We start from the raw sequence: 12857 nt of genomic DNA on the forward strand, positions 1-12857 counted from the left end.
CCGGTCTAGCATGTGGCTATGACTGCAACAGCAGACCGTTCCGACGTGTCGACCATCCTGAATCCAGCAACCGGTGCGGTAGCGGGCCAGGTGCGTTGGACCAGTCCCGCCGACGTGCCCCAGATCGCCGCCGGCCTGCGTGAAGCCCAGCAGGGCTGGGAGGCGCGCGGCGCCAAGGGGCGGGCCAAGGTGCTGGCTCGCTATGCCGTGTGGCTCGACGAGCACCGTGACGAAATCGAGCGGCTGCTGATTGCCGAGACCGGCAAATCGACCACCGATGCCGCCCAGGAAGTGCTGCTGATCAGCATCATCCTGTCCTACTACATCAAGACGGTGGAGAAGGCGATGGCGCCCGATCCCCGCCCCGCGCCCCTGCCCTTCCTGTCGGTGAAGAAGATCGCCGTCCACTACCGGCCCCGGCCGGTCGTCGGCATCATCGCGCCATGGAACTACCCGGTCGCGAACGCTCTGATGGACGCGGTCGGCGCGCTGGCCGCCGGTTGTGCGGTCCTGCTCAAGCCCTCCGAGCGCACGCCGCTGACCGCCGAGGTGCTGCTGCGCGGCTGGATCGACTGTGGCGCCCCCGAGGTGCTGGCGCTGGCCCAGGGCGCCCGTGAGGTTGCCGAAGCGGTGATCGACTCCTCGGACTACATACAGTTCACCGGTTCGAGCGCCACCGGCGTCAAGGTGATGGAGCGGGCCGCCCGCAGGCTGACCCCGGTCAGCCTGGAACTCGGCGGCAAGGATCCGATGATCGTCCTCGATGACGCCGATATCCCGCTGGCCGCCAATGCCGCGGTGTGGGGGGCGATGTTCAACGCCGGGCAGACCTGCGTCTCGGTGGAGCGGGTGTACGTCATGGACTCCGTCTACGACCAGTTCGTCGCGGCGGTCGTCAAGGCCGTCGACAACCTGAAGATGGGTGCCGGCGCCGGATTCGATTTCGGTGCCCTGATCGACGAGTCGCAGGTCGCCGTCACCGCGCGCCACGTCGAGGACGCGCTGGCCAAGGGCGCCAAGGCGCTCACCGGTGGCAAGCGCCCCGAGGGCGCGGGCAGCTTCTACCCGCCGACGGTGCTCGTCGACGTCGATCATTCGATGCTGTGCATGTCCGAGGAGACCTTCGGGCCGACACTGCCGATCATGAAGGTGTCCTCGGTCGGCGAGGCGGTCCGGCTGGCAAACGACAGCCCCTACGGGCTGAGCGCCTCGGTGTTCTCCAAGGATGTCGAGCGGGCCAAGGATGTCGCCGTCCAGCTGGAATGCGGTGCGGTCAACGTCAACGACGTGATCTCCAACCTGATGTTGCCGACCGCCCCGATGGGTGGCTGGAAGACCTCGGGAATCGGCGCGCGATTCGGCGGTCTCGACGGAGTGCGCAAGTTCTGCCGTCAGGAGACGGTGGTCGTGCCGCGCACCGCGGCGGGGGCGGGCAGCAACTACTACAACCACACCGTCAAGGCGCTGGCCCGCGGCAACAAGCTGATGACCAAGTTCGCCCAGATCCGTCCGCGCCGCGAAGCCAAGTAATACCCCTGCTGTTCACCCGGACGTCACCGTCGCGTACGTCCGGGTGGATAGCTTCGGTCGGTGACTCTAGATGCCGCCGGCTACGCCGTCCGCGACGATGACGACGACGATCCCGAATTGGTGCTGTTGCCCAGCGGAGACGTCGTCGACACCTGGCGGGAGAACTATCCCTACGACGAGCGGATGAACCGCGCCGAGTACGAGGAGCAGAAGCGGCTGCTGCAGATCGAACTGCTGAAGCTGCAGAAGTGGAGCCAGGCCAACGGCCTACGGCACGTCATCGTCTTCGAGGGCCGCGACGCCGCGGGCAAGGGCGGCACCATCAAGCGGTTCATGGAACATCTCAACCCGCGTGGTGCCCGGGTGGTCGCCTTGGAGAAGCCCACCGAGAAGGAACGTACGCAGTGGTACTTCCAGCGCTACGTGCAGCATCTGCCGGCCGCCGGTGAGATCGTGCTCTTCGACCGGTCATGGTACAACCGGGCCGGTGTCGAACGGGTGATGGGCTACTGCACACCCAAGCAGCATGCGGAGTTCATCCGCCAGACCCCGCTGTTCGAGCAGATGCTGGTCAACGACGGCATCAGCCTGACCAAGCTGTGGTTCTCGGTGACCCAGAACGAGCAGCGCACGCGGTTCACCATCCGCCAGGTCGACCCGGTCCGGCAGTGGAAGCTCTCCCCGACCGACCTGGCGTCGCTGGACAAATGGGGCGACTACACCGCGGCCAAGGAGGACATGTTCTCCTGGACCGACACCGAGACCGCACCGTGGACCGTGGTGAAAAGTAACGACAAGAAACGCGCCAGGATCAACGCGATGCGCCATGTCCTGAGTAAGTTCGACTACGACAACAAGGACTACGAGGTGGTCGGCAGGCCCGATCCGCTGATCGTGGGACGCGCGCTATCGGATTGATGATGAAAGGGGCGGCATGCGTTCTCTGCTGGCCGCTCTGCTCTGGCTCGTGACCACGGCGCTGCTTGCCGTCACGCTGCCGGCGTTGTGGGCCCAGCAGCACGTCGTCAGCGAGGATGGCTATGCCGACCTTGCGGCCTCGGCGGCCAAGGACCGCGCCCTGCAGCAGCCGATGGCCGCGGAGCTCACCGACCGGATCACGGCTGCCACCGGAACCTCGGGCACCCAAGCGACCCTGATCGGCGCCGCCGCCAACGGCTACACCTCCAGCGATGTGTTCCCCGGACAGTTCGGCGCGATCAACCGGGTCGCGCACCGCTGGTTGTTCACCAATGACGCGCAGGGTCAGTGGGAGGTGGACCTGTCCCCGATGCTGGATGACGGTTCGATCCGCCAGACGCTGGCCGATTTCGGTGCACAGCCGCCGCAGGATCTGCAGGTCGCGATCACCGAGGACGCCGCAGGCGGGCTGCGTCCCGGACAGCTTCGCCCCGCTGCGGTGTGGGGTCCGTGGGCGAGCATCGGGGTGGCGGTGCTGACCGGTGTGTTCGCGTTGCTGACGCTGGCCGCATCGCGTCGGCGCGGCAAGATGCTTGGGGCGCTCGGGGTTTCGGGCCTTCTTGTCGGTGCGGCCGGGTGGGCGGGGATCGAGATCGGCCGCCGTTACGTCGACGGCGCGCTGGGCCGCACCACCGGCAATATCCGCGAGATCGCCGAGGTCATGGTCGAGCACGCCATCTCCAGCATGCACGTCTGGCTCAATCTCACGCTGACCATCAGCGGCGGCGCCGTGATCATCGGCGTCATCGTGTCCCTGCTCAGCGGGCTCGGTGCAGCTCGTCGGGAAGAGGTGCCGGTCAACCGGAAACGGTGACGCTCACCGGCGTCCACGGGGAGGCACCCGCTTGCCCGGTCGTGGTTCGGCCAGACCGGCGCCGACCTCCAGGTCGTAGAGCGCCGGTTCGATCAGATCGGCCATCTTGTGGATGTCCGCCGCCACCTCCGGGGTGGTGATGAACCCGAAATCGACCGAGTCGCAATAGCTGAAGCACGTGATGTTGAGCGCCACGTCGAACAGCAACGGCCCCAGCGGCATCAGACTCTCCACCTTCGCTCCCGCCAGATAGAGCGGAAACGGCGGCCCGGGCACATTGCTGATCACGACGTTCATCGGTGCGATCGAACTGCCGATCCCGCTGGCCGCATACGCCCGTGATGCCAGTGCCAACAGGCCGGGCGGCGTCGTCTCGGTGTAGCCCATGATCTGGTTGGCGGTCAGCGCCTTGGCCATCTCCTTGGCACCCTGGGTGTAGGCGTAGATCTTCTTGATACGTTCGGCCGGATCGGCGATATCGCTGGCCAGGACGACGGTCATCGCCGACACCTGGTTGCCGACGGCGTTGTCGGCATCGGTGCGGGTGGACACCGGTACCTGGGACACCAGCGACTTGTCCGGCAGTTCGTCGCGCTCCTTGAGATAGTCGCGCATGGCGCCGGAGACCAGCGCGAGGACGACATCGTTGAGCTTGACCCCGTAGGCCTCCTTGACCTTCTTCACCCGGTCCAGCGGCACCCGGGCCCCGGCCACCCGGCGATGCGGTGAGATCGGGGCGTTGAAACGTACTGTCGGAGAATCGAAATAGCGTGGCGGCTTGTTGTCGATGTTGCGGACCGCGATCTGTTGGCGCACGGTCTGCTCGACGAGGCGGGCGATCCGGTACGGGGTCTTGACGCCGATGTTGATCAGACCGTTGATCAGCTGTAGCTCGGGTCGCGGCAGTCTCTTGCCGACCAGGGAACGATCCACGTCGACAGCCGGCGGGCGGGGCTCGGGCGTGACGTCGAACAGGATCTCGGTCAGACCCGCACCGGAGACGCCGTCGACGACGGCGTGATGCATCTTGGTGATGATCGCGACACGGCCGTCCCGCAGACCCTCGATCCACCAGAGCTCCCACAGCGGCTTGGACCGGTCGAGCTTGTAGGACATCAGCCGGCCGGCGAGCTCGTCGAATTCCTTGCGGCCACCGGGTGCGGGCACCGCAATCCGCCGGATGTGGAAATCGATGTCCAGTTCGTCGTCCTCGACAAACCACGGCCGGTCCAATCCCATCGGGGAGCCGGTCACCCGCCACCGCAGCTGCGGCAACTCTGGCAACCGGCTGGCAACCAGATCGCGGACCCTCTCGAAGGTGAAATCCGGTGCGTCCGTGGGATCGCACACCGCACAGGCGCCGATATGCATATGCCAACCGTTGGTTTCAGCGAACCAGAAGGCTGCATCGACGCTGGATAGCCGGCTCATGGGCATCAGCGTACGGAAGCGCTGCGCTGCGCGGATACGTTATGCGCCAGAGCGGCGGGTGATTGCCTCGGTGATCCCGAGCGCGATGAGGATGTCAGCGACCGTGACGAACAACCCGGCCCAGTACATCCACTTGATCGTCGCATCGGGTTGGGCGGCGAAGTAGACGAACAGAAAGATCGGCCCGACGATGCCACACACCAGCGTCATCGACTGGATGACGAGGTAGCGCTTGAACACCGTGAGCCCGGACATCGGCGTCAGCCTAGTTGCCGATGGTCTGCCACAGATAGCGGTAGATCAGCGCCGAACGGAACGCGGCCTGCGAGTTGTCCGCCGCGCCGCCATGGCCGCCCTCGATGTTCTCGTAGTAGCTCACCGGGTGCCCGGCCTCTTCCAGTGCCGCGGTCATCTTGCGCGCGTGCCCCGGATGCACGCGGTCATCGCGGGTCGACGTGGTGATCAGGATCGGCGGGTACGTCCGATCGGCCGAGATGTTCTGATAGGGCGAGTATTTGGAGATGAACTCCCAGTCCTCGGGATCGTCGGGATTGCCGTACTCGGCCATCCAGGAGGCGCCGGCCAACAACAGGTGGAAGCGCTTCATGTCCAGCAGCGGGACGCTGCAGACCAGGGCGCCGAAACGATCGGGGTAGCGGGTCAGCATGATGCCCATCAGCAATCCGCCGTTGCTGCCGCCCTGAGCGCCGAGGTGTCCCACCGTGGTGACCCCGCGCGCGACCAGATCGGCGGCCACCGCCGCGAAGTCCTCGTCGACCAGGTGCCGACCCTCGCGCATGGCCTGGGTGTGCCAGCCCGGTCCGTACTCGCCGCCTCCGCGGATGTTGGCCAGCACATAGGTGCCGCCGCGCGCCAGCCACAACCGACCGAGCACACCGTCGTATCCGGGTGTGCGCGACACCTCGAATCCGCCGTACCCGCCGAGCAGTGTCGGCCCGGTCGAGCCGGGGCGGCCGACCACGAAGTAGGGAATCGAGGTGCCATCGGCCGACGTCGCGAAGTGTTGGCTGACCTGCAATCCGGTGGTGTCGAAGAACCCGGGCGCCGCCTTGATCGGGCTGACCGGTCCGTCGGCCGTGCCGTGCAGCAACTGCGATGGTGTCAGGAAACCGCTTGAGTCCAGGAAGATCTCGTCACCATCGGAGTCGGCTCCCGCGATGACGGTGTTGGTGTTGGGCGGCACGCCGGCCAGGTCGACGGCGGTCCATGTCCCGGGTGTGACGATCTGCACGTGGCTGGCGACATCGGCCAGTGTGACGAGCACCAGCTTGTCGCGGGTCCACGAGTACTGGTGCAGGCTCGTCCGTTCATCAGGCTCGAAGACCGCCGTGAGATTCTTTGTGCCGGAAACGAACTCGTCGTAATTGGCGGCCAGCAGTGAGCCGGCCCCGTAGTTGTCCCAATCGGTGCGCAGCTCGATGAGCAGCCAGTCGCGATGTACCGACAGCGAGGCGTCGGTCGGCGCGTCGATGCGCACCAGCTGCTCGCCGCGCAGCTCGTAGATCTCATCGTTGAAAAAGTCGACCGCGCGGCTGATCAACGTCCGCTGGTAGCCGGGCGTGCGGTCCACCGACGCCGCGACGAGGACATCGCCCCGCTCGCCCGCGTAGACCTGAACGGCTTCGGCCAGCGGGGTACCGCGCTGCCACCGCTTGACCAGCCGGGCGTAGCCGGAGTCGGTCAACGATCCCTCTCCGAAGTCGGTGCCGACCAGCAGCGTGTCCGCATCCTCCCAGCAGATCTGGGTCTTGGCCTCCGGCAGCTCGAAGCCACCGGGGACGAATGCGCGTGTGCGCATGTCGAATTCGCGCACGACGACGGCGTCTGCCCCGCCCCGGGAGAGGCTGATCAGGGCCAGGCTGTGGTCAGGTTCGATGACATCGGCGCCGGCCCACACCCAGTTGGTGTCGTCGGTGCGGGCGAGTTCATCCACGTCGATGACGACGTCCCAGTCCGGCTGCTCGGTGCGGTAGCTCTCCAGTGTCGTGCGCCGCCACAACCCACGCGGGTTGGTCTCATCGCGCCAGAAGTTGTAGAGATACTTCCCGCGCCGGCGGACATAGGGGATGCGGGCATCGGTGTCGAGGACCTCGAGGGCCTCAGCGCGCATCGCCTCGAATTCGTCGTCACCCAGCTGCGCCAGGGTCGGTTCGTTGTGGCTGCGAACCCAGTCCAGGGCGGCGTCGCCGGTGACGTCTTCGAGCCATAGGTACGGATCGGCGGGGGAGTCGGCAGAAGTCACACAGACATTCATACCCTGCGCGTAGCGTTGAGATATGACCAGCCGAGCCCTCATCACCGCACCGGCCGCCGATTTGCTTGCCACCTTGCAGAACCAGCACGGGGCGTTGATGTTTCACCAGTCCGGTGGTTGTTGTGACGGTTCATCGCCGATGTGTTACCCGGAGGGCGATTTCATCGTCGGTGATCGCGACATCCTGCTGGCCGTGCTCGATGTCGGGACCGGGGTGCCGGTGTGGATCTCCGGACCGCAGTTCGACGTCTGGAAACACACCCAATTGATCATCGATGTCGTGCCAGGCCGGGGCAGTGGATTCAGCCTCGAGTCACCGGAGGGCAAACGCTTCCTCAGCCGTGGGCGGGTCTTCACCGACTCCGAACTCGCCGAACTGGAGGCGCGCCCGCCGATCACCGGCGCGCGTTACGAGGCGGGCGAACGGCCGAACGATGAGGAAACCCGGATCGTGTCGGAAGCGTCCGAGGCCTGCCCGGTGCCGGGGCTCATGCGCTGAACTGTCGGTTGCGCGCGCCTGTCAGGTGTTGAGCTTGCGCAAGGTGAACTGCACGACATCGGTCTGCCGCTTGCGGAATGTTTCGGCACAGCCGGTGAGGTACTTCATGTAGCGGTCGTAGACCTCTTCGGACTGGATCTCGATCGCCTGTTCGCGATGGGCTGCGAGGGCTTCGGCCCAGCGGTCCAGCGTCAGCGCATAGTGCGGCTGCAGCGACTGTCGGCGGGTGAGCGCGAAACCACCGGCAGCCGAGACCTCCTCGACCATCTCGACCGACGGCAGCCGTCCACCGGGAAATATCTCGGTGATGATGAATTTCACGAACCGCGCGAGTTCGAAGGTGACGGGGATGCCCGCTTCTTTTGCTTTCGCCGGGTTGAACGCGCAGATGGTGTGCAGCAGCATGATGCCGTCGTCGGGCAGGGCGTCGTGGGTCATCCGGAAGAAGTCCGGGTAGCGGTCGAAACCGAAGTGCTCGAACGCGCCGATCGAGACGATGCGGTCGACGGGTTCGGTGAACTGTTCCCAGCCCTGCAGCAGCACGCGTCGCTCGCGGGTGGAGTCCATGGCGTCGAAGCTGCGTTGGACGTGTTCGGCCTGGTTTTTCGACAGCGTCAGGCCGATGACGTTGACATCGTATTTCTCCACGGCGCGGCGCATGGTGGCACCCCAGCCGCAGCCGATATCGAGCAGCGTCATACCCGGTTGCAGGCCCAACTTGCCGAGTGCGAGGTCGATCTTGGCGAGCTGGGCCTCTTCCAGCGTCATGTCATCACGCTCGAAGTAGGCGCAGCTGTAGGTCTGCGTGGGGTCGAGAAAAAGCCGGAAGAACTCGTCGGACAGGTCGTAATGGGCCTGGACGTCGGCGAAGTGCGGGGTCAGATCCTTGGGCATGAACTGCCTTCCTGGCCGCTCGAGCGGCGATGGCGTAGCGGGACGGCGCGGCGTGCGGCTCAGCCTTTCGCGCCCTTTTCCAGGGTGAACTGCACGACGTCGATCTGACCGTTGCGGAACAGGTCGGCGCAGCCGGTGAGGTACTTCATGTACCGGTCGTAGACCTCTTGGGACTGGATGGCGATGGCCTCCTCGCGGCGCGGCTCCAGCGCCGCGGCCCAGTGGTCCAAGGTGATGGCGTAGTGCTGCTGTAGGGAATGCTCGCGGGTGAGGGCGAAGCCGGCGTCGGCGGCGTGTTCCTGCACCATCTCGCTGGTCGGCAGCCGACCGCCAGGGAAGATCTCCTCGGCGATGAACTTCGCGAAACGGACCCCATCCATCGTCAGCGGGATGCCTTTGGCTTGCACGGCTTCGCGGCTGAAGTTGCAGATGCTGTGCAGCATCATGACGCCATCGGCGGGCAGCGCTTCATAGGTCATCCGGAAGAAGTCCTGGTAGCGGTCGAAACCGAAATGCTCGAACGCGCCGATCGAGACAATCCGGTCCACCGGCTCGTTGAACTGTTCCCAGCCCTGCAGCATCACCCGGCGCTCGCGGGCGGAGTCCATGGCATCGAAGCTGCGCTGCACGTGCTCGGCCTGGTTCTTCGACAGGGTCAGGCCGATGACGTTGACGTCATACCGCTCGACGGCCCGGCGCAGCGTGGCGCCCCAGCCGCAGCCGATATCGAGCAGCGTCATGCCGGGCTGGAGGCCGAGTTTGCCGAGGGAAAGATCTATCTTCGCGAGCTGGGCTTCTTCCAGCGTCATGTCCGGACGCTCGAAGTAGGCGCAGCTGTAGGTCTGCGTGGGGTCGAGGAACAGCCGGAAAAAGTCGTCTGACAGGTCGTAATGTGCCTGGACGTCCTCAAAGTGCGGGGTCATGTTCTTGGCCATGGGATTCAACTTCCTGGTCGAAGAGCGGCACATCTCAAGGTATTCGGTACAGCCCGAGACCCGGATGGGTTTTTGCTCGACTGAACGTACCCATCTTGCCTGTCAACCAATCGCGGTCGCCATCCGGCCGGATCGGCAACGGCGATAAGCTGGTGTCGTGACCCACTATGACGTCGTCGTACTCGGAGCCGGCCCGGGCGGATACGTGGCTGCCATCCGCGCCGCCCAACTCGGTCTCAACACCGCGATCATCGAACCCAAGTACTGGGGCGGTGTCTGTCTGAACGTCGGGTGCATCCCGTCCAAGGCGCTGCTGCGCAATGCCGAACTGGCGCACATCTTCACCAAGGAAGCCAAGACCTTCGGCATCAGCGGGGAGGCGAGCTTCGACTTCGGTGCCGCCTTCGACCGCAGCCGCAAGGTCGCCGACGGCCGCGTGGCCGGTGTGCACTTCCTGATGAAGAAGAACAAGATCACCGAGATCCACGGCTATGGCAAGTTCACCGATGCCAACAGCATCACCGTCGACCTCAACGAGGGCGGGACCGAGAAGGTCACCTTCGACAACGCCATCATCGCCACCGGCTCGTCGGTGCGCCTGGTACCGGGCACCTCGCTGTCCGAGAACGTCGTCACCTACGAGAAGCAGATCATGACCCGCGAACTGCCGGGGTCGATCATCATCGCCGGCGCCGGTGCCATCGGCATGGAGTTCGCCTACGTGATGAAGAACTACGGCGTCGACGTCACCATCGTCGAGTTCCTGCCGCGCGCGCTGCCCAACGAGGACGCCGAGGTGTCCAAGGAGATCGAGAAGCAGTACAAGAAGCTGGGCGTGAAGATCCTGACCGGCACCAAGGTCGAGTCGATCGAGGATTCCGGCGGCGAGGTCACCGTCACGGTGAGCAAGGACGGCAAGACCGAGGAGCTCAAGGCCGACAAGGTGCTCCAGGCCATCGGTTTCGCCCCCAACATCGAGGGCTACGGCCTGGAGAACACCGGAGTCGCGCTCACCGAGCGCAAGGCCATCGATATCGATGACCACATGCGCACCAGCGTGCCGCACATCTACGCGATCGGCGATGTCACCAGCAAGCTGCAGCTCGCCCACGTCGCCGAGGCCCAGGGCGTGGTGGCCGCCGAGACCATCGGCGGCGCCGAGACGCTGACCCTCGGCGACTACCGGATGATGCCGCGCGCGACGTTCTGCCAGCCGCAGGTGGCCAGCTTCGGGCTCACCGAAGAGCAGGCGCGCGACGAGGGGTACGACGTGAAGGTCGCGAAATTCCCCTTCACCGCCAACGGCAAGGCGCACGGACTGGCCGATCCGACGGGCTTCGTCAAGCTGATCGCCGACACCAAGTACGGCGAGCTGATCGGTGGGCATCTCATCGGACCCGACGTGTCCGAGCTGCTGCCCGAGCTGACGCTGGCCCAGAAGTGGGATCTGACCGTCAACGAGCTGACCCGCAACGTGCACACCCATCCGACGCTGTCGGAGGCGCTGCAGGAAGCCATCCATGGCCTGGCCGGCCACATGATCAACTTCTGACGGGGAGCGCGTGCCGACCAGGGCAGTGATCGTCGCCGCCATCGGCGGTCTGGTGATCGGCCACATCCTGTGGCTGGTGGCCATCTCGCTGGCGATCAACACCAGCGATGTCCCGTTCTGGGTGCTCGTCGTGTCCGGTGTCATCACCGTGCTGGCGGGCGTCATCGCGGCTCTGGGCTGGCGCGCCCATCAACGCAAGGATCGGGTCGCGACGGCGTTTCTGTGGTCGGTCCCGGTCGCACCGATGTTGCTGACATTGACTGTTCTGGCCGTCACGTACTTGTAGGCGTTTGCTTTCGGTAAGAATGGCCCCGTGGGGGATGGCGCGCGGGGTGACCTGCTACTTCAGTGGTGGCGTCAGCGCGACGACTACGAATGGCGCATCGAGTTCCTGCGTGGCTGCGGCCTGCTACCCGTCCTGCGGTATCTGATCGCCGGCATCGGCGCCGTCCTGGGCGTGCTCGGTGCGATCAATGTGTTTGTTCCGCCGGTCAACGACACCACCCTGATCCGGGCGGGATGGGCGGTGGTGTCGATCGGTTCGCTGGCGTGGTCGGCGCGCTGGGCGCTGCGGCCGTGGCCGAGCGAACGTGTCTCCGCGCTGCTGGTCGCCTATGTGGACGTCATGATGACGCTGTCGGCGTTGTTGTTCGGTGATCCCAACCTGGCGATGTCGGGTATTCCGATCCTGTTGTGCGCCGGCGGTTATGTCGTCTTCTTCCACGGGCCGAAGCTGCACGTCGTCCACATTCTCTGGTGTGTGGCATCGGTGCTGGGCATCGCGGTGTGGATGGTGCTGAGCGCCGACGGTTACGGGCTACAGGTCGCCATCTCGCGCTCGGTGATCGCACTGGCGGTCACGGTGTGCATCCTGCCCGCCCTGCAGTTCGGGTTCTGGCTGCTGCAGAGCAGTTCCATCCAGTCCGTCACCGATCCGTTGACCGAGCTGACCAATCGGCGCGGTCTCGACGCCGCGGTACGCCGGCTCAACGAGTCGGCGCCGCCCGATACCGACCTGTGCGCGCTGCTGATCGACGTCGACGGTTTCAAGGCGGTCAACGACGACCTCGGCCATGTCGTCGGCGACCAGGTGCTGATCCGCACGGCCCGCCGTATTCGGGCCAGCGTCTGCCCGCACGCGGTGGTGGTGCGCTGGGGCGGGGAAGAGTTCTTGGTCGTGGACCGCATCATGGCCGATCAGGCGCCCGGGGTTGCCGAACGCATCCGGGCCTCGGTGGCCGTGCCCGCCGAGCCGCGGGTGACCGTCAGCGTCGGCGTGGCGGTATGCACCGAGCCGGTCTCCGGGCTCGACGGTGTCATCCCGGCCGCGGACCGGGCGATGTACGAGGCCAAGGCGCTCGGCGGTGACTGCGTGGTGATCGCCGAGAAGGCCCATTAGTCGGGGAAGTCCAGGGGGATGCGCAGCGTCTCCATGGTCGCGGCCAGCGCGTCGTACTGGCCGGCCAGCGTGCAGAACTCGATGATCTGGGCGCGGTCGTAGATTTTCGACAGTGCGCTCCACGTCTCGGGGGACATCGATCGGGTGACGACGAACTCGTCGGTGGCGGCGATGAGCACCCGCTGGTGCGGGGTCAGGCCGTCGGCGTCGGGACCCTCGAAGATCGCGGCCTGCACATCGGCCTTGAGGCCGCGGCTGCGCGCCAGCCGCCGGTGTTGCTGCAGTTCGTACTCGCAGTTGCGCAGGTGCCCGACCCGCAGGATCACCAGCTCGGCATCCTTGCGATCCAGCTTGCCCGCATAGAGCAGATACCCGGAGAACGGCAGCCAGGCCAGGAACAACAGCCGATGCTGGCCCAGCACGTTGAACAGGTGGAATTTGGGGGCCCTGATGCCGCGCGCGCCGATCTTGGCGATCGCCCAGTTCAACGGGCCGAGCTCACGGAATCCGCCGGGCGGGATACGGGCAGGTGCGGTATCGGCGCTCACGC

General features: G+C 65.7%; 13 protein-coding genes. 7 read left to right on the plus strand and 6 right to left on the minus strand.

The genetic code is table 11. The features are described from left to right. The first annotated feature begins 18 nt into the window (after positions 1–18). The 3 genes from PGN27_RS17975 to PGN27_RS17985 are packed head-to-tail and all read left to right on the plus strand — an operon-like array spanning position 19 to position 3322. Positions 19–1530, plus strand: coding sequence for an aldehyde dehydrogenase family protein (locus PGN27_RS17975; RefSeq protein WP_335327344.1), 1512 nt, complete (start codon positions 19–21; stop codon positions 1528–1530). A gap of 60 nt (positions 1531–1590) precedes the next feature. After that, complete coding sequence (gene ppk2, locus PGN27_RS17980) at positions 1591–2448, plus strand: polyphosphate kinase 2 (protein ID WP_019513764.1); 858 nt, start codon at positions 1591–1593, stop codon at positions 2446–2448. A gap of 16 nt (positions 2449–2464) precedes the next feature. Then, positions 2465–3322 (plus strand): hypothetical protein, encoded by an 858-nt coding sequence (locus PGN27_RS17985; protein ID WP_335327345.1) that lies wholly within the window; start codon positions 2465–2467, stop codon positions 3320–3322. 3 nt (positions 3323–3325) lie between these two features. On the opposite strand, the gene PGN27_RS17990 is transcribed toward PGN27_RS17985, so the two are convergent. Genes PGN27_RS17990 through PGN27_RS18000 form a run of 3 tightly spaced genes read right to left on the minus strand, consistent with a single transcriptional unit; the run spans position 3326 to position 7028 of the window. Continuing rightward, positions 3326–4753: a WS/DGAT/MGAT family O-acyltransferase gene (locus PGN27_RS17990; RefSeq protein ID WP_335327346.1), complete on the minus strand. Its 1428-nt coding sequence runs from the start codon at positions 4751–4753 to the stop codon at positions 3326–3328. Positions 4754–4792: 39 nt separating this feature from the next. Further along, entirely contained in the window at positions 4793–5008 is a 216-nt protein-coding gene (locus PGN27_RS17995) for a hypothetical protein (protein WP_335327347.1), read from the minus strand. A 10-nt stretch (positions 5009–5018) separates the two neighbouring features. Further along, the gene (locus PGN27_RS18000) at positions 5019–7028 is read right to left on the minus strand and encodes a prolyl oligopeptidase family serine peptidase (protein ID WP_335327348.1); all 2010 of its coding nucleotides are present in this window, start codon (positions 7026–7028) and stop codon (positions 5019–5021) included. Positions 7029–7050: 22 nt separating this feature from the next. Between PGN27_RS18000 and PGN27_RS18005 the strand changes: the two genes are divergently transcribed. After that, entirely contained in the window at positions 7051–7527 is a 477-nt protein-coding gene (locus PGN27_RS18005; protein ID WP_335327349.1) for a DUF779 domain-containing protein, read from the plus strand. 21 nt (positions 7528–7548) lie between these two features. Here PGN27_RS18005 and PGN27_RS18010 read toward each other — a convergent pair whose 3' ends face one another. Together PGN27_RS18010 and PGN27_RS18015 are read right to left on the minus strand one after the other, a co-directional pair. Next, positions 7549–8421, minus strand: coding sequence for a cyclopropane mycolic acid synthase family methyltransferase (locus PGN27_RS18010; RefSeq protein ID WP_335327350.1), 873 nt, complete (start codon positions 8419–8421; stop codon positions 7549–7551). A gap of 59 nt (positions 8422–8480) precedes the next feature. Beyond that, positions 8481–9356 (minus strand): cyclopropane mycolic acid synthase family methyltransferase, encoded by an 876-nt coding sequence (locus tag PGN27_RS18015; protein WP_241472090.1) that lies wholly within the window; start codon positions 9354–9356, stop codon positions 8481–8483. A 157-nt stretch (positions 9357–9513) separates the two neighbouring features. Here PGN27_RS18015 and lpdA point away from each other — a divergent pair, with 157 nt between their 5' ends. From lpdA to PGN27_RS18030, 3 genes are read left to right on the plus strand one after another with little or no spacing between them, the layout of a single operon-like run. Continuing rightward, on the plus strand, positions 9514–10908 hold the full coding sequence (gene lpdA / locus PGN27_RS18020; RefSeq protein WP_335327351.1) for a dihydrolipoyl dehydrogenase: 1395 nt from the start codon (positions 9514–9516) through the stop codon (positions 10906–10908). Positions 10909–10918: 10 nt separating this feature from the next. Beyond that, a complete protein-coding gene (locus tag PGN27_RS18025) occupies positions 10919–11194 on the plus strand; it encodes a hypothetical protein (RefSeq protein ID WP_234797806.1) in 276 nt (91 codons plus the stop codon). Between the two features lie 27 nt (positions 11195–11221). Further along, the gene (locus tag PGN27_RS18030; protein WP_335327352.1) at positions 11222–12307 is read left to right on the plus strand and encodes a GGDEF domain-containing protein; all 1086 of its coding nucleotides are present in this window, start codon (positions 11222–11224) and stop codon (positions 12305–12307) included. Here PGN27_RS18030 and PGN27_RS18035 read toward each other — a convergent pair. After that, the gene (locus PGN27_RS18035) at positions 12304–12855 is read right to left on the minus strand and encodes a carboxymuconolactone decarboxylase family protein (protein WP_019513776.1); all 552 of its coding nucleotides are present in this window, start codon (positions 12853–12855) and stop codon (positions 12304–12306) included. The two genes, PGN27_RS18030 and PGN27_RS18035, sit on opposite strands and share 4 nt — an antisense overlap. Positions 12856–12857: the final 2 nt, after the last annotated feature.

Source organism: Mycolicibacterium neoaurum, assembly GCF_036946495.1.
Classification (GTDB): Bacteria; Actinomycetota; Actinomycetes; order Mycobacteriales; family Mycobacteriaceae; genus Mycobacterium; species Mycobacterium neoaurum_B.